At 72.1% G+C, this 16,572-nt stretch carries 16 protein-coding genes; 6 read left to right on the forward strand and 10 right to left on the reverse strand.

The genetic code is table 11. The features are described from left to right. Positions 1–223: 223 nt before the first annotated feature. Complete coding sequence (locus ASF37_RS13965) at positions 224–985, forward strand: SH3 domain-containing protein (RefSeq protein WP_055965908.1); 762 nt, start codon at positions 224–226, stop codon at positions 983–985. Positions 986–1,002: 17 nt separating this feature from the next. Beyond that, positions 1,003–1,593 carry a dephospho-CoA kinase gene (coaE, locus tag ASF37_RS13970; RefSeq protein WP_056576440.1) on the forward strand — a complete coding sequence of 197 codons (591 nt, stop codon included), beginning with the start codon at positions 1,003–1,005 and terminating at the stop codon, positions 1,591–1,593. A gap of 117 nt (positions 1,594–1,710) precedes the next feature. On the opposite strand, the gene ASF37_RS13975 is transcribed toward coaE, so the two are convergent. After that, on the reverse strand, positions 1,711–2,655 hold the full coding sequence (locus ASF37_RS13975) for an RNA polymerase sigma factor RpoD/SigA (protein WP_055965911.1): 945 nt from the start codon (positions 2,653–2,655) through the stop codon (positions 1,711–1,713). Between the two features lie 198 nt (positions 2,656–2,853). Here ASF37_RS13975 and ASF37_RS13980 point away from each other — a divergent pair, with 198 nt between their 5' ends. Next, positions 2,854–3,357, forward strand: a complete 504-nt coding sequence (locus tag ASF37_RS13980) for a hypothetical protein (protein ID WP_055965913.1) — start codon at positions 2,854–2,856, stop codon at positions 3,355–3,357. 12 nt (positions 3,358–3,369) lie between these two features. Here the strand turns inward: ASF37_RS13980 and ASF37_RS13985 are convergent, their stop codons facing one another. Continuing rightward, positions 3,370–4,668 carry a geranylgeranyl reductase family protein gene (locus ASF37_RS13985; RefSeq protein WP_304438622.1) on the reverse strand — a complete coding sequence of 433 codons (1,299 nt, stop codon included), beginning with the start codon at positions 4,666–4,668 and terminating at the stop codon, positions 3,370–3,372. Here ASF37_RS13985 and ASF37_RS13990 point away from each other — a divergent pair. Next, the gene (locus ASF37_RS13990; protein WP_055965915.1) at positions 4,667–5,389 is read left to right on the forward strand and encodes a queuosine precursor transporter; all 723 of its coding nucleotides are present in this window, start codon (positions 4,667–4,669) and stop codon (positions 5,387–5,389) included. The genes ASF37_RS13985 and ASF37_RS13990 overlap by 2 nt on opposite strands. Positions 5,390–5,401: 12 nt before the next feature. On the opposite strand, the gene tgt is transcribed toward ASF37_RS13990, so the two are convergent. From tgt to ASF37_RS17250, 4 genes are all read right to left on the reverse strand, one after another. Then, positions 5,402–6,658 (reverse strand): tRNA guanosine(34) transglycosylase Tgt, encoded by a 1,257-nt coding sequence (gene tgt / locus ASF37_RS13995; RefSeq protein WP_056581391.1) that lies wholly within the window; start codon positions 6,656–6,658, stop codon positions 5,402–5,404. Between the two features lie 49 nt (positions 6,659–6,707). After that, complete coding sequence (locus ASF37_RS14000; protein ID WP_235497683.1) at positions 6,708–7,367, reverse strand: M50 family metallopeptidase; 660 nt, start codon at positions 7,365–7,367, stop codon at positions 6,708–6,710. A 38-nt stretch (positions 7,368–7,405) separates the two neighbouring features. Then, positions 7,406–7,810 carry a tetratricopeptide repeat protein gene (locus ASF37_RS16965; RefSeq protein ID WP_056576449.1) on the reverse strand — a complete coding sequence of 135 codons (405 nt, stop codon included), beginning with the start codon at positions 7,808–7,810 and terminating at the stop codon, positions 7,406–7,408. Positions 7,811–7,873: 63 nt separating this feature from the next. Next, on the reverse strand, positions 7,874–8,551 hold the full coding sequence (locus tag ASF37_RS17250) for a hypothetical protein (RefSeq protein WP_055965917.1): 678 nt from the start codon (positions 8,549–8,551) through the stop codon (positions 7,874–7,876). A 133-nt stretch (positions 8,552–8,684) separates the two neighbouring features. Between ASF37_RS17250 and rmuC the strand changes: the two genes are divergently transcribed. Then, the gene (rmuC, locus tag ASF37_RS14010; RefSeq protein WP_055965918.1) at positions 8,685–10,199 is read left to right on the forward strand and encodes a DNA recombination protein RmuC; all 1,515 of its coding nucleotides are present in this window, start codon (positions 8,685–8,687) and stop codon (positions 10,197–10,199) included. An 18-nt stretch (positions 10,200–10,217) separates the two neighbouring features. On the opposite strand, the gene ASF37_RS14015 is transcribed toward rmuC, so the two are convergent. The 4 genes from ASF37_RS14015 to ASF37_RS14030 form a co-directional block, all read right to left on the reverse strand. Further along, positions 10,218–11,387 (reverse strand): cystathionine gamma-synthase, encoded by a 1,170-nt coding sequence (locus tag ASF37_RS14015; RefSeq protein WP_055965920.1) that lies wholly within the window; start codon positions 11,385–11,387, stop codon positions 10,218–10,220. Next, positions 11,384–12,760, reverse strand: a complete 1,377-nt coding sequence (locus ASF37_RS14020; RefSeq protein ID WP_055965922.1) for a cystathionine beta-synthase — start codon at positions 12,758–12,760, stop codon at positions 11,384–11,386. Before ASF37_RS14020 ends, ASF37_RS14015 begins: the two co-directional genes overlap by 4 nt. A gap of 93 nt (positions 12,761–12,853) precedes the next feature. Beyond that, positions 12,854–15,145, reverse strand: coding sequence for a protein translocase subunit SecD (secD, locus tag ASF37_RS14025; protein ID WP_055965925.1), 2,292 nt, complete (start codon positions 15,143–15,145; stop codon positions 12,854–12,856). A gap of 42 nt (positions 15,146–15,187) precedes the next feature. Then, entirely contained in the window at positions 15,188–15,511 is a 324-nt protein-coding gene (locus ASF37_RS14030) for a hypothetical protein (protein WP_056581255.1), read from the reverse strand. A gap of 87 nt (positions 15,512–15,598) precedes the next feature. On the opposite strand from ASF37_RS14030, the gene ASF37_RS14035 reads away from it, so the two are divergent. After that, positions 15,599–16,570, forward strand: coding sequence for an aldo/keto reductase (locus ASF37_RS14035; RefSeq protein ID WP_056555725.1), 972 nt, complete (start codon positions 15,599–15,601; stop codon positions 16,568–16,570). Positions 16,571–16,572 lie beyond the last annotated feature (2 nt).

Here is a 16,572-nt window from a genome sequence, read left to right on the forward strand (position 1 = left end):
GTGCGTGAACTCAGGCACAAAGTATGCTTCAGTGGTTGATCGGTCTTGTCCCCCCTCCGTCTGAAGGTGATCGTCTGTGGCTTCTTCGCGCCACAAGCACGCCGTCCCGCGGCGTGCCGGACGCGGAACCACGTCCCCCGCTCCCCGCTCCACCGCCCCCGCTCGACACAGCAGCCGGCACTCGGCGCCGTCCCCCTGGCGCCGTCAGGTCATCAAGGTCGCCATGCCCACCGTCGGCGCCCTTGCGGTGCTCGGTGCCGCGGTCGCCGTGGTGTCCTCCGACGCCGAGGTCGCGCCGGCCTCGGCCAGCGTCGCCGCCCCGGCCGACGACATCATCACCGAGGCGCTCGCCGACACCCCCGAGGTCAACCGCAGCGCCGAGCGTCCCGAGCTGCCCGACGAGGACACGGTCGCGGTCGACGTGACCGGCCAGAAGGTCGCCCTCGAGGACGGCGTGACGATCCACGCCGACGCCGACTCCGACTCCCCGGTGCTCAAGAAGGTCGACCAGGGCGACGTGCTGGACGTCACCGGCGAGAAGAAGGACGGCTGGAGCGAGGTCGTCTACAAGGGGCTTCCGCGCTGGGTCAGCACGAAGAAGATCGCCGACGACCTCCCGCTCGGCACCGAGCCGTGCCCCAAGCTCTCCGAGAGCGGCATGCAGCCCGACACCGTCAAGGTGTTCCGGGCCGTGTGCGCCAAGTTCCCGGAGATCTCGTCGTACGGCGCGATCGCCGGCCGAGGTGAGCACGCCACCGGCCACGCTCTCGACATCATGGTCCGCGGTCCGCTGGGCGACCAGATCGCCGCGTTCCTGCAGGAGAACCGGGCCGAGCTCGGCATCGAGTACCTCATCTGGGAGCAGCGCATCTGGCGTCCGGCCACGTCGAACAGCTGGCGGGGCATGAGCAGCCGCGGTGGCGACACGGCCAACCACTTCGACCACGTGCACGTCACGACCTACGGCAACGCCGCCACCGGCTGAGCCCGGCTCGTGCACGCATGACGCTCCAGGTCGGTCTCACCGGCGGCATCGGCTCGGGCAAGAGCACCGTCAGCGCGCGGCTGTCCGAGCTGGGCGCCGTGGTGGTGGACTACGACCTGTTGGCGCGTGAGGCCGTCGAACCCGGCTCCACGGCTCTGGCGGCCATCGGCGCGCGCTTCGGTGACGACGTGATCGCCCCGGACGGGACGCTGGACCGGCCGGCCCTGGGGTCGGTCGTCTTCGCCGACGAGCAGGCCCGGCGCGACCTCGAGGCCATCACCCACCCCGCCATCCGCGAGCTCGCCGCCGCGCGGGTCGCCCAGGCTCCCGCAGAGTCGGTCGTGGTGCACGACCACCCCCTCCTCGTGGAGATGGGGATGGCCGGGCAGTGCGACACGGTGGTCGTGGTCGACGTCCCGACCGACGTCCAGGTCGAGCGGCTCGTCGAGCAGCGCGGGATGACCGAGGCCGACGCCCGGGCCCGTCTGGCTGCCCAGACGTCGCGGGAGGAACGCCTCGCCGTCGCGGACGAGGTGCTCGACAACAGCGGGACCCGCGAGCAGCTCCTCGACGCCGTCGACGCCCTCTGGGAACGCCTCGCCGGCTGACCCGCGTCCGGCACGGTGCGAGGCTCACGCCCGTCTCCGCGACCGTCCGCACATGACGAAGCCGCCCTGTCGGGGGAGGCAGGGCGGCTTCGCGTGGGGTGGCGGTCCCTGAGCGTGTCAGGCCGCCAGGTCGGGGTCGGCGATCTTGCGCAGCGTCACGAGCGCCTGGCGCTCGAGCTGGCGGACCCGCTCGGCGGAGATGCCGTGGCGCTTGCCGATGTCGGCGAGCTTCTGCTGACGGCCGTCGAGCAGGCCGTAGCGGGCTCGCACGATGTCGGCCTCGCGCGGACCGAGGTGGTCGATCAGCGTGCTGATCAGGTGCTTGGTCTCGTCGTCGAGCACCGCCAGGTCGGGACCGGGCGACGTGTCGCGGGCGATGAGGTCACCCAGCGAGGTGTCGCCGTCGTCGTCGACCGGGGTGTCGAGGCTCACGTGGTCGCGACCCCAGGACAGCAGGTCGATCACGCGGTCGACGTCCATGCCGAGCTCCTCGGCGATCTCCTGCGGCTCCGGGTCGTAGCCGAGGGTCCGCTCCAGCGTGCGGCGAGCAGCCGTGACCTGGTTCAGCTCCTCGACCACGTGCACGGGCAGCCGCACGACGCGTGCCTGCTGCGCGATGCCTCGGGTGATCGCCTGCCGCACCCACCACGTGGCGTAGGTGGAGAACTTGAAGCCCTTGGCGTAGTCGAACTTCTCGACCGCGCGGATCAGGCCGGTGTTGCCCTCCTGCACCAGGTCGAGCATCGGCATGGCCGAGCGCCCGTACTTGCGGGCGATGGAGACGACCAGACGCAGGTTGGCCTGCACGAACTCCTGCTGCGCACGCTCGCCCTCGGCGGCGATGAACTCCAGCTCCTCGCGGGTAGCGCGCTTGGGCGCACCGCCCTTGGCGCGGCCGACGCGTCCCTCGTCGAGCAGGTGCTGGGCGTACAGCCCGGCCTCGATGCTCCGGCTGAGCTCGACCTCGCGGGCGGCGTCCAGCAGCGGCGTCCGGGCGATCTCGGCCAGGTACATGCCGACGCTGTCCTTGCCCTCGGCGCTCTCGTGCCTCGTTGACGTCATCTGAATACGCCTCCCATCGTGTCTGTACCAGTGCAACGCACCGGATCGCCCTCTGATTCCGCTCTCAGGGTCTTCTTGGCAGGTGTTGGCCGGGGTCTCAGTCCCAGCACGGCGGTCGGTCCGGCACGGGGTGGTGCGCGGGAGGCGCGCGGACGGCTAGGTTGTCCTTACCCAATTCTCAGCATGAAAGGTCTACCCATGGCAGCCGACTTCAAGGCGCTCTCCCGCAACGATCAAGGTGCACTCGTCGCCGGGGTGCTCGCGCTCCTCTTCTCCTTCTTCGGGGCGTACGTCGTGGCTTCCGTGGACGGTGGCGACGACCTGCCGATCTCCGTCGACACGTCGAGCGGGGTGAACGCCTGGAACAGCTGGGCGACCCTCGGCATGCTGCTCATCCTCGTCGCGGTCGCGGTCGTGGCGATCAAGGCCTTCGCCGCGCAGAGCCTGCCGGACACCGTGCCGTGGCGACTCGTGGCCCTCGCAGCCGCTGGTCTCGGCACCTTGCTCGTGATCCTGCGTGCCCTGACCGCCGACGGCGGCGGCAGCTTCGGCAGCGTCAGCGTCAGCGTCGGTCCCGGCTGGTCCGGCTGGCTGCTCTTCATCGCCGCCATCGCGCTCACCGTGTTCACGGCGCTCGCGTTCAAGGACTCCGGCGAGAAGCTTCCCGAGGTCAACAAGAAGAACGACCCGCCGGCGGCCTGAGCCGACCGGTGGTCAGGCGGTGAACGGTGGTCGGTCGTCCAGGGCGACCGACCGCCGTCCCGCCCAGCGCCACACCCGCGCAGTGAGGTCACGGTCCTCGTCGGTGACGAGGTTGCCCATGACCCGCAGAGCGATCGTCATGAGCGTGTGGGACCGCATGCCCAGCGGGCCGAGCGTGGGCAGCAGGCGCGGGACCGTGATGAGCCCCGCGAGGCGCCGTGCGATGGAGAACGCCTCGCCGTAGTGGCCGACGAGGAGCTCGGGCCAGGCCGTCGAGAGGTCGGCCCCCGAGGTCATCAGCTCCGCCCCCACCCGGCCGGTCTCGAGGCCGTAGTCGATGCCCTCGCCGTTGAGCGGGTTGACGCACCCGGCGGCGTCGCCGACCAGGATCCAGTTGGGTCCGGCCACGCCGGAGACCGCGCCGCCCATGGGCAGCAGCGCCGACGTCGGCATCCGCAGCTCGGGGCCGAGCTCCCACTCGTCACGTCGCAGCTCGGCGTAGTACTGCATGAGCGGTCGGATCTGCAGCGCCGCGGGTCGCTTGGCCGTGGCCAGGGCGCCGACGCCGAGGTTCACCTCGCCGCCCTCGCCGGCGGTGCCGAGCGGGAAGATCCACCCGTACCCGGGCAGGAGTGAGGAGTCCTCGTCACGCAGCTCGAGGTGCGAGGAGATCCAGGGGTCGTCGGCGCGGCCGGACTTCACGTACGACCGGCCGGCGACACCGTAGGCGGTGTCGCGGTGCCACTCACGGCCCAGCACCTTGCCCAGGGGGGAGCGGACGCCGTCGGCCACGACGAGCCGGTCGCACCGGACCACGTGGCGCTGCTTGTCCGGTCCCACGGCGAACACGACGCCCGTGACCCGACCCGAGCTGTCGCGCTCGGCGTCGACCGCGCGCGCGTGGTCGAGGGGGCGGGCGCCGTCGGCCAGCGCGACGTCGCGGATCCGCGCGTCGAGCTGGGTCCGGGGGACCGCCGAGCCGTGGTCGGGCAGCGAGCCACCGGGCCAGGGCAGCAGCAGCTCCTGGCCGAAGCCGGCGGCCCGCAGGCCGCGGTTGGTGCCGAAGGAGCGCGTCCACGTGCCCAGGCCCAGCCGGTCGAGCTCGGCGATCGCCCGGGGGGTGAGTCCGTCACCGCACGTCTTGTCGCGCGGGAAGGTGGCGGCGTCGGCCAGCACGACGTCGGCGCCGGCCCGTGCGGACCAGGCGGCGGCAGCGGCTCCGGCCGGCCCCGCGCCGACCACGAGGACGTCGGTGCGCTCGGGCAGGGTCATGCCCCCGATCATCCCACCCCGTGCCAGGATGGCGCGCATGGCCTCACCGTCGTCCGCTCCGTCCGCGGGCCCCGGCACAGTCCGTTTCGCGTCGTCGGGCTCGTCGTACTACGCCGTGGTGCTCGCGCTGTTCTGCACGATCATCGTGGTCTCGAACATCGTGGCCGCCAAGCCCATCGAGATCGGCACGGGCTCGTTCAGCCTCGGCCCGGTCCAGGTCTGGCCCCTGCTCGTGGACGGTGGAGCCGTGCTGTTCCCCCTCGCCTACGTCCTGGGCGACGTCGTGGCCGAGGTGTACGGCTTCCGGGCAGCCCGCCGGGCCGTGCTGGTGGGCTTCGCGTGCGCGGTCCTGGCCGTCCTGACGTTCGCGGTCGTCCAGCGGATCCCGGGCGCATCGTTCTACGCCAACCAGGACGCGTACGAGGCGGTGCTGGGCCCGGTCGGCCAGATCGTCCTGGCCAGCGTGGTCGGCTACGTCTGCGGGCAGCTCACGAACGCCTGGGTGCTCACCCGCATGAAGGCCCGCACCGCAGAACGCGCGCTCGTCGTGCGGCTGGCGTCGTCGACCGGCGTCGGCGAGCTGGTCGACACGTTCCTGTTCTGCGCCATCGCCGCGTCGGCCATCGGCATCACCGGGTTCGGCGGCTTCCTGAACTACTTCGTCGTGGGCGTGCTGTTCAAGTGCGCGGTCGAGCTGCTCGTCATGCCGGTCACCGTGACGGTCATCGCGCGGCTGAAGGCGGCCGAGCCGACGTACTGACGGCCGGTCGGTTCAGCGCGACGCCGCGATGCGGCCGAGCGTCTCGTCGCGCAGGTCGTCGAACGTGCCGTCCTCGATGGCGCCGCGCATCCGGTCGACCAGCCGCACGACGTAGCGCTCGTTGTGGATCGTGGTGAGCGTGGCCGCCACGTACTCCTTGGCCTTGAACAGGTGATGCAGGTAGGCGCGGGTGTAGTGCGCGCAGGTGTAGCAGTCGCAGCCGTCCTCGATGGGCTCGAAGCGACGCCGTGACGCGGCGACCAGCAGGTTCTCGCGTCCGTCGGCGGTGTACACGCGCGACGACCGCGCCACCCTGGACGGGCCCACGCAGTCGAAGGTGTCCGCCCCTGCCTCGACCGCCGCGAACAGGTCGTCCGGCTCGCCGATGCCCAGCAGGTGTCGGGGCCGGTCCTCGGGCAGCTCGTCGGTGACCCATCCGACGATGGTCGCGAGGTTCTCCTTCTCGATGGCGCCGCCGATGCCGAAGCCGTCGAAGCGGGTGCCGTCGACGTCCAGGGCGGCGAGGTCGCGGGCCGCACGGCGGCGCAGGTCCTCGTGCTGGGCGCCCTGGACGACGCCGAACAGGGCCGGGGCGGGGGTGCCGGGCCCGGGGCCGCCGGAGGGGCCGGACCGAGACGCGCGTTCGGCCGCGAGTCGGCCGTGCTCGGCCAGGCACCGGGCCGCCCAGGCCTGCGTGCGGGCGAGGGCCTCCTCCTGGTAGGTCCGGGAGTCGAGCAGGGTCGTGAGCTCGTCGAAGGCGAAGATGATGTCGGCGCCCAGGCGGTGCTGGATGCCCATCGACACCTCGGGCGTGAAGCGGTGCGTGGATCCGTCGAGGTGACTGCGGAACGTGACGCCCTCCTCGTCGACGTGCGCCAGGCGGTCCTTGTCCGTGGCGATCACGTCGGCGGCGTCCGTGGACGCGTCCATCGACAGGGTCTTGCGATAGCCGGAGCCGAGGCTCATCACCTGGAACCCGCCGGAGTCGGTGAAGGTGGGGCCGTCCCAGCCCATGAAGCGGCCGAGTCCGCCGGCGGCCTCCACGACGTCGTCGCCGGGCTGGAGGTAGAGGTGGTAGGCGTTCGCGAGCAGCGCCTGCGCGCCCAGCTCGGCCATCGCCTCCGGCAGGACCGCCTTGACCGTGGCCTTGGTGCCCACGGGGACGAAGGCCGGTGTCCGGATGGCGCCGTGGGCGGTCGTGATGGTGCCGGTGCGTCCGGCCCGCCCGTCGAGTCGGGCCTCGACCTCGAAGAAGGATGGGGTCGTCATGGGTCCGTCGGTCACCGCCTCATCCAAGCACCCCGACGACGGCGTGGTCTCAGCCCAGCCCGTCGAGGCCGCGCAGCAGGTGCCATGCGGGCAGGAGGGCCGCCGTGGTGACGACCACGAACACGGCGTTCCAGAGCGCCGCGGGAAGGTGCGTGAGGCGGGCCAGCACGTCGGCGTCCGACGTGGCGGAGCGGGAGCGACGGCGGCTCGACCACAGCTCGACCGTCGTGCGCGGCCCGCCCACGAGCAGGAAGGAGGCGAGGGCCACGACGGCGAGCTGCTGGACCCCCTCGTCGGTGCGCCAGACGAGGTAACCCACGACCAGGGCGGCGAGGCCCACGACGAGCAGGCCGAACCAGTTGCGGATGAAGACCAGCATGCCGGTCACGACGGCCAGGGCGATCCACAGCGCCCAGGCGGTGCTGCCGAGCGCGGCCGTGGCGAGCATCCCGAGGCCCAGGGCGGTGGGGGACAGGTACCCGGCCGCCGCCGTCGCGACCATGCCCGGCCCGCGCGGACGTCCGACCGACGTGGTGAGCCCTGAGGTGTCACGGTGCAGACGCACGCCGTTGAGCCGGCGTCCGGTCAGCACCGCGACGAGGGCGTGCCCGGCCTCGTGCACGAGGGTGACGACGTGTCGGCCGGGCCCCCAGCCCCACGGCAGCAGCGCCGCTGCGGCACCGACCGCGACGGGCACCCACGGACTCACGGGTGCCCGCCGGACGGAGGGTTCGGGGCGGCCACGACTCAGGTGGCCGGCCGGTCGACCAGCTCGACGCGGGTGGCGTCGCGCGCCGACTCGCCCAGGGCCGCGGCGAGGCGATGCATCGCCGCCCCCTCGCGGTGGCGGCTCTGCCGGTCCAGCGTCAGACCGAGGGCCGTGTGCGCCCAGCCGCTCGTCGGCTCGAGCGCGATGAGCCGACGGAAGGCGGCCTCCGCGGGTGCCAGCTGCGCCGCGGCGAAGTGCGAGCGCGCGAGCAGCTCCCACGCCGACGCGTTGTCGGGCACCTCGTCGACCACACGCCGCAGGACCCGCACGGCGTCGCGGGGGTAGCGCGAGTCGAACAGCTCCTCACCCAGGCGGAAGGCCTCGAAGGCGTCCATCGCGGCGATCTTCTCGTCGGACAGGTTCGGGGTCAGGTAGATGGTCATGGGGTCCTCCTCCCAGAGGTCACGGGGTCGTGATCGCGCTGGTCAACGTCGGGTCGGGTCCGTTCATTCCTGGTCGACGGGTGGCTCGGTGGTGGCCGTGGCGGTCGGTGCGGGCGTGGGCGTGGGGGTGGCCGTCGGGGTGGGCGTCGCGGTGGCCGTGGGCCGGCGGGTCGGCGTCGGCGTGGCGGCCGGGTCGGGCGACGAGGACTCCCGCGGCTCGGCGTCCTCGGTGGGCTCGGCCTTGCTCCCACCGCCGAACGGGTTGCCGATCCGGGCGTTGTCGGGATCGGAGCCGTAGGCCTTGTCGGTGACGATCTCGTAGGCGCCCATCGCGAGGCCGGACACCGCCAGGATGATCGCCGTGGTGAGCGCGACCGTCCTCCAGCGGATGGACCGACGAGGGTCCTCGACCACCTCGGCGCCCTTGACCTGCTCGTGGGTGGCCTCGCTCACGGCGGCGAGCGCCTCGGCGGTGTGACCGGGCTCGACGTCGGTCTCGACGAACGTGCCGCTGTCGGTCTGGACGATGAGGGTGCGGCCACGGTCGAGCGTGCTGGCGTAGAAGGTCGACGTGATCGTCACGACGAGGCTGCCGAGCGCCGCGCCGATGATCGTGCCGCCCACGCCCAGCGCCGAGGCGACCCAGGCCGACGTCATCGCGGCGAGAGCGCCGGCCAGGACCTGGAACCACGACAGTCCGCTCAGGAACGAGCGCTCGCGGGTGTCGGGGGAGTCGGGCATGGCGTCCAGGGTAGAGGGGCCGACCCACCCGTCCGAGCCCCGCGAGGACGTTCGGGTCGCGTCGGGCGGGTCCACGCGCCGGGCCACGGCACGCCTCCACGCTTCTGTCGGTCCTGGTTGGGAGACTCGGGCCATGGCTTCCTCGACGGCACTTCTGCTCGGTCTGCTGGTGGGCATCGCGCTCGGTGCGGTGGTCGGTGCCCTGGTGGATCGTGCGCGTCGGCAGGACGTGGTCTGCGGTCACGAGGACCCCGCCGTGGTCGAGGCGCGGCACACCGCCGAGATCAGCGAGCTCCGGCACGACGCCCAGGTGCAGCTGGCCGAGGTCCGGCACGCGGCCGCCGTCGAGCAGGCGCAGCTCGAGAGCTCGCTCGCCTCGGCACGTGCCGCGGTGGAGGCGCGTCTGGCCGCGGTCGCGGCGGAGGCCAAGGAGCTGCGTGAGCAGGTCGGCGTCGCGCAGCAGCAGTACCGCGACGCGGTGGAGCGTCACCGGCGCGAGGAGCAGAAGCGTGAGGCCTCCGGTGCCGCCGAGAGCAAGGTGCTGCAGCAGCTGGCTCCCGTGGCCGCCCAGCTCAAGGGCATGCAGGCCAAGGTCGACGAGCTGGAGCAGCAGCGCGCCGAGCAGCACGGCCAGCTGGCCGAGCAGCTCCGGGTCACCCGCGAGACGGCGGCGCAGTCCAAGCAGGCGGCCGAGGCGCTGTCCGCCGCCCTGAGCAACAACGCCGTCCGCGGCACCTACGGCGAGACCCAGCTGCGCACGCTCGTGGAGTCGGCCGGGCTGCTCAACCGCATCGACTACTCGGTGCAGGAGTCGATCACGGCCGACAGCGGTGCACGCCGCCCCGACATGGTCATCAACCTGCCCGGGGGCAAGCGCCTGGCGATCGACGCCAAGGTGCCGTACCGCGCGTTCATCGAGGCCTACCGCGACGAGCTCGACGACGACCGGCGCAAGCAGGTCCGCCTCCAGCACGCCCGGGCCGTCAAGTCGCACGTCGACACCCTCGCCTCCAAGCAGTACTGGACCGGGCTGGAGGAGAGCCCCGAGTTCACGATCGCGTTCATCCCCAACGAGGCGATCCTCAACGACGCGCTCGACGCCGATCCCGGTCTCATGGAGCACGCCTACAGCCAGGGCATCGCGCTGGCGACCCCGGTCAACCTCTGGGCCGTGCTCAAGACCGTCGCGCTCACCTGGAAGCAGGAGCAGATGGCCGAGAACGCGCTCGAGCTCGTCGCGCTCGGCCGCGAGCTCTACAAGCGCCTCGGCACGCTCTCGGGCCACGTGTCCAAGCTCGGCCGCACGATCGAGCGCTCCGTCGACGACTACAACAAGCTCGTCGGCTCGCTCGATCGCCAGGTCATCTCCACCGCCCGCAAGCTCGACGCCGTCGACGAGGCCGCCCAGCTCGGCAGCATCGCCACCATCGAGGACACGCACGTGCGGAAGCTGAACGCCCCCGAGCTCGCCGCCGACACGGCGCCGCAGGTCGGGCCTGTCGCGGCGGCGCCCGAGCCGGAGCCGGCCGTGCCCGCACCGCCGGCGGCGGTCGACGAGCAGGACCTCTTCGCCGACCTCGAGCGCGAGGAGCTCGAGGTCGACATGGTCACGCCCTCCGACGCCGAGCGGGGCCGCGACGTCGGCTGACCCGACGTCACGGCTCGATCAGGCGAGTGCCTGCTCGAGGTCGGCCAGCAAGTCTGCGGTGTCCTCGATGCCCACGCTGAGACGCACCAGGTCGTCGGGGACCTCGAGCACGGAACCGGCCGTGGAGGCGTGGGTCATCGCGCCGGGGTGCTCGATGAGGGACTCGATGCCGCCGAGGCTCTCGGCCAGGGTGAAGATGCTCGTGCGGGCGCACAGGTCGAGCGCGGCCTGACGTCCTCCGGCCAGGCGCAGCGACACCATGCCGCCGAACCGGCGCATCTGGCGCGCGGCTGCCTCGTGGCCCGGGTGGTCCGGCAGACCCGGGTACAGGACCGAGGCCACGGCGGGATGGCCGACGAGCAGGTCGACGACCGCCTCGGCGTTGGTGCAGTGCTGCTCCATGCGGACCGCGAGCGTCTTGGCGCCACGCAACGTGAGGTAGGCGTCGAACGGCCCGGGGACCCCGCCTGCACCGTTCTGCAGGAAGCCGAACCCGGCGTCGAGCTCGGCGTCGTCGGTCACGAGCGCGCCACCCACGACGTCGGAGTGGCCGCCCAGGTACTTGGTGGTCGAGTGCAGCACCACGTCGGCACCGAGCCTCAACGGCTGCTGCAGGTAGGGCGAGGCGAACGTGTTGTCGACCACGAAGCGTGCGCCTGCGTCGTGGGCGACCTCGGCCACGCGCTCGATGTCGGCGATGTTGAGCAGCGGGTTGGTGGGCGTCTCGACCCACACGACCTTGGTGGCGGACGTGATCGCGGCGCGCACCGCGTCGACGTCGTTGACGGCCACCGGGGTGTAGGAGATGCCCCACTGCGTGAACACCTTGTCGATGAGCCGGAAGGTCCCGCCGTAGGCGTCGTCGGGGATCACGAGGTGGTCGCCGGGACGAAGCAGGGTCCGCAGGGCGGCGTCGGTGGCAGCCATGCCGGACGAGAACGCCCGGCCGTGCCGGCCGTCCTCCAGCGACGCGAGGTTGGCCTCGAGGGCCGCGCGCGTGGGATTGCCGGTGCGGGCGTACTCGTAGCCGCCGCGCATGCCGCCGACGCCGTCCTGGGCGAAGGTGCTGGAGGCGTAGATCGGGACGTTGACCGCACCCGTGGCCGGGTCGGGCTCGTGGCCGGCGTGGATCGCACGGGTCGCGAAGCCGCGCGGGTCGAGCTCGTGCTGGCTCTTCTCGTCGCTCATACGTGAACCCCCAGGAGGTCGTGACGGGTGAGGACGCCCAGCGGCTTGCCGTCCTCGATGACCATGACGGCGTCGCTCTCGCCGAGCGCCTCGAGGGCCGCGTCGAGGTCCTCGTTGGCGCCCAGCAGGGGGAGCGGCGCCTCCATGTGCTTGGAGACCGGGTCGGTGAGGGCGGCGCGGCCCTCGAAGACGGCGCTGATGAGCGTGCGCTCGCTGACGCTGCCCGCGACCTCACCGATGACGACGGGCGGCTCCGCGCCGACGACGGGCATCTGGGAGACCCCGTACTCGCGCAGGATCTCGATGGCGTCGCGGATGGTCTCGGACGGGTGCGTGTGCACGAGTGCCGGCAGGTCGCCGCTCTTGCGGCGCAGCACGTCGCCGACGCTGGGGCGGTCGGTCCGGCCGTCGAGCGGCTCGCGCAGGAACCCGTACGACGACATCCAGTCGTCGTTGAAGATCTTGGACAGGTACCCGCGGCCCCCGTCGGGCAGCAGCACGACGACGACGGCGTCGGGACCCTCGCGCTCGGCGACCTGGAGGGCGGCGACGACGGCCATGCCGCAGGAGCCGCCGACGAGCAGGCCCTCCTCGCGGGCGAGGCGCCGCGTCATGTCGAAGGCGTCGGCGTCGGAGACGGCGATGATCTCGTCGGCGATCTCGGGGTCGTAGGCGCTCGGCCAGAAGTCCTCGCCCACGCCCTCCACGAGGTACGGGCGGCCCGTGCCGCCGGAGTACACCGATCCCTCGGGGTCGGCGCCGACGACCTTGACTCGGCCGCCGGAGACCTCCTTGAGGTACCGCCCGGCGCCGGTGATCGTGCCGCCGGTCCCGACGCCTGCGACGAAGTGGGTGACCGTGCCGTCGGTGTCGGCCCAGATCTCCGGACCGGTCGTCTCGTAGTGCGAGGCGGGCCCGGCCGGGTTCGAGTACTGGTCGGGCTTCCAGGCGTTCGGGGTCTCGCGCACCAGGCGGTCGGAGACGTTGTAGTAGCTGTCGGGGTGCTCGGGCGGCACGGCCGTGGGGCACACGACGACCTCGGCCCCGTAGGCGCGCAGGGTGTTGCGCTTGTCCTCGCTGACCTTGTCGGGGCAGACGAAGATGCAGGTGTACCCGCGCTGCTGGGCCACCAGCGCGAGCCCGACCCCGGTGTTGCCCGACGTCGGCTCGACGATGACCCCGCCGGGCTTGAGGGCACCGGAGGCCTCGGCCTCGTCCACCATCTTGACGGCGATGCGGTCCTTGGAGCTGCCGCCGGGGTTGAGGTACTCGATCTTGGCCGCCACCAGGGCAGATCCTGCCGGGACGACGCTGGACAACTTCACGAGCGGGGTGCCGCCCACGAGGTCGACCACGTGATTCGCGATGCGCATGCTGCTCATCCTGCCACCCGGCCGATGCGGGCGACCCCGAGGCGCTGCCGCCGTCACCACGTGGGCGGGCGGCAGCTCCTCACCGGGGTCGGCTCAGACGACGGCACCGTCGGCGCTGCGTCCGTCGTCGATCTGGGCGTACTTGTCGACGACCTTGGGCTTCCGCTCCGGGTCGTGCGGCCAGCGCTCCTCCAGCACGACCGCCAGGGCGGACGCGGTGAAGATCGTCGACAGGATGCCGATCGACAGGCCGAGGAGCAGGGCGATCGCGAAGTCGGTGAGCGAGTCGCCGCCGAGGACCGCGAGCGCAGCCAGGATGAACATCGCGCCGAGGCCGGTGTTCACGGTGCGGGGGATCGTCTGCAGGATCGCCTCGTTCACGACCTCCCGTAGCTTGCGGCCGCGGTTGTCGCCGGTGTGCTCACGGATGCGGTCGAACACCACGATGGTGTCGTTGACCGCGAGGCCGATGATCGAGAGGACCGCAGCCAGGAACACGCCGTCGATCGGCTTGCCCCACCAGGCGAAGATGCCGACGACCGTCAGCACCACCGACGACATGGACAGCTGGGCCGAGACCGCGTAGGTCCAGCGGAACCGCCACGCGAGGTAGAGCATCTGGGCGGCGATCGCGATGCCGAAGGCGATGAGCGCCTTGTCGCGCAGCTCCTTGCCCAGGCTCGGGCCGATCAGCTCGTCCCTCTCCTTGGTGGCCTCGCCGGCAACGGTCTCGACCGCCTCCTCGACCTGGACGGCCTCCTCGTTGGAGATGTCGTCGAGCCGGACGGTGACGTTCTCGCTCTGTCCGTCGCCGGAGGACTCCTGCACGACGGCACGCGGGAAGCCCGCGTCGGAGACGGCCGTGCGGACGTCCTCGACGTCGGCCGTCTGGGCGGTGGAGAACTCCAGGATCCGGCCGCCGGTGAACTCGACACCGAGGTTGAGACCGCGCAGCAGGATGCCGCTGACCGACACACCGGCGACGACCAGCGTGATCGCGATCCACGTGCCGCTGCGCTTCATCAGGTCGGGACCGCGCTCGTTGAGCCACTTGCGCACGGGTCCGGTGTTGGCGATGCCGGTGACGCCCGGACGCTTGCGCAGCACGGACCGCTTCACGGCCCACTCGGTGAGCACCCTCGCGACGACCAGCGCCGAGAACATCGACGCGATCGTGCCGATGGTCAGCGTCACGCCGAAGCCCTTGACCGGGCCGGATGCCAGGACGAACAGCAGCCCCGCCGCGAGGATCGTGGTGACGTTCGAGTCGAGGATGGCCGACCACGCCTTGTTGAAGCCGGTCGTCAGCGACAGGTGGAGGTTGCCGTTCTTCTCGTACTCCTCACGCGCTCTCTCGAACACGAGCACGTTGGCGTCGATCGCCAGTCCGATGGCCAGGACGAAGCCGGCCAGTCCGGGCAGGGTCAGGGTCGCCCCGATCCAGACGAGCAGGCCGTAGGAGATGGCGGCGTACGTGGCCAGGCCGAGCGTGGCCATGAACCCGATGGCGCGATAGACGAGCACGATGAACAGGCCGGTCAGGATGATGCCGATGATGCCGGCCTCGATGGAGGCGTCGATGGCGGCGGCACCGAGGGTGGCGCCGACGGTGCGCTGCTCGATGACCTCGACCGGCACGGGGAGCGCGCCGCCCTTGATGAGCACGGCGAGGTCGTCGGCCTCGGCCTGCGTGAAGCTGCCCGTGATGCTGGTGCTGTTGCCGCCGCCCGACGTGCACAGGTCGGGCTGGACGGCGGGGGAGGAGATGATGTCCTCGTCGAGCAGGATCGCGACCCGGTTCCCGCCCGCGGTGTTGGCGCAGGCCGCGGCGACGAGGTCGCGCCAGCCCGAACGTCCCTCGCCGGCGAAGTCGACGTTGACGACCCACTGGCCGATGCTCTGCTGCGGCTGGGCGGCCTGCGCGTCGGAGACGCCCTCGCCGTCGATGACCGTGGGTCCGAGCAGGAGCGGCTGGCCCTGCTCGTCGGCGGCGACGACCTGGCCCTCCTCGGGCTCCTGGCCCTCGGTGGCCGGGCTCAGCACCTCGTGGAACGACAGCTGGGCGGTCTGGCCGATGACCTCGGCCGCCTCACGGGGGTCCTGGACGCCCGGCAGCTCGACGATGATGCGCCGGTCGCCCGACTGCGCCAGCGTCGGCTCGGCCACGCCGAGGGCGTCGACGCGGCCGCGGATGACCTCCAGCGCTCGGGCGGTGGACTCCGCGTCGGCCTCGATCCGGTCGGTGCTCTGGGTCTCGAGGACGATCTGGGTGCCGCCCTCCAGGTCCAGTCCGAGGTTGGCCGGCTTGAAGTACGCGAAGGCGAGGGAGGCGGCGAGGACGGCGAAGGCCGTGATCGCGCGCCACAGAGGTGCACGGTTGCTCATGGAAGGACTTTCGAGGTGGTGGCGGGCTGCTGGACGGGGACCTCAGGCAGCCGGAGGACCTCGTACGAGCGGGCGCACCGCCTGCCCGGGCACGGGCACGACGGCGTGGACCGGGGCCGCGCCGCGCTCGAGCTCGGGAGCCTGGTCCGCCTCGACCGGCGGGAGGGACCACAGGTCGAGGTCCCGGTGGTCGGTGTGGTCGCCGGTGGACCGCACGTGGGCGGCGTGGTGCGTGGCCGACGACGCGTGCACCATGGTGGCCCGGTGCTGCGGCGACGCCTGCGCGACCCCGACCCCGGCCACGAGGAACAGCCCGACCACGGCGGCGCACACGGCGGCGGCCAGCGTGCGACGGGGTCCAGGCATGCGCTGCAGTCTAGGCGACGTGCGCGTGGAGCCGGTGGACGCGGCCACGGGGGTCACCCGCCTGGTCGGGGTCCTAGTCTCGGTGGCATGGATCTCGCGCAGCGTCCCCTCGGTCATTCCGGCATCCAGGTGCCCGTCGTCGGCATCGGGTGCAACGCCTTCGGCAGTCGGATCGACGCCGACCAGGTGCAGGAGGTCGTCGACGCCGCGATCGACCGCGGCGTGACGTTCTTCGACACCGCCGACACCTACGGGCTGGGAGCGAGCGAGGAGCTGCTGGGTGCCGCGCTGGGCTCGCGACGCGACGACGTCGTGGTGGCCACGAAGTTCGGCATGGACATGCAGGGCCGCAACGGCGACGACGGCGGGCGGCGGGGGAGCGCCGCGTACGTGCGCACGGCCGTGGAGGCCAGCCTGCGTCGGCTCGGCACCGACCACGTCGACCTCTACCAGCTGCACACCCCCGACCCGCTGACGCCGGTCGAGGAGACCCTCGAGGCGCTCGACGCCCTGGTGCAGGCGGGCACCGTGCGCGCGATCGGCTGCTCGAACTTCCAGGCCTGGCAGCTGGTCGACGCCGACTGGCGCAGCCGGTCGGCGGACCTGGCCCGCTTCGCGACCGCGCAGAACGAGTACTCGCTGTACAACCGCACGGCGGAGGTGGAGCTGGTCCCGGCGTGCGAGCAGCTCGACGTCGGGCTGCTGCCGTACTTCCCGCTGGCCTACGGACTGCTCACCGGCAAGTACCGGCGCGGCGAGGACGCTCCGTCCGGGACCCGTCTCGCAGCGCAGACGGAGCGGCTCGCCGGGGCCGACTGGGAGCGGATCGAGGCACTGCAGACCTTCGCCGACGAGCGGGACCTCACCCTCCTGCAGGTGGCCATGGGCGGACTGGCGGCCCAGGACGCCGTGACGAGCGTGATCGCCGGTGCGACCCGCCCCGAGCAGGTGCGCGCCAACGCCGACGCGGTCGGCTGGCTGCCGTCCGGGGACGACCTCGCGGCCCTGTCCGAGATCGGGGCCGCACGTCAGTCGTACACGACCTTCGCGCCTTCCTGAGG

Source organism: Aeromicrobium sp. Leaf289, assembly GCF_001423335.1.
In the GTDB taxonomy this organism is placed as follows: domain Bacteria; phylum Actinomycetota; class Actinomycetes; order Propionibacteriales; family Nocardioidaceae; genus Aeromicrobium.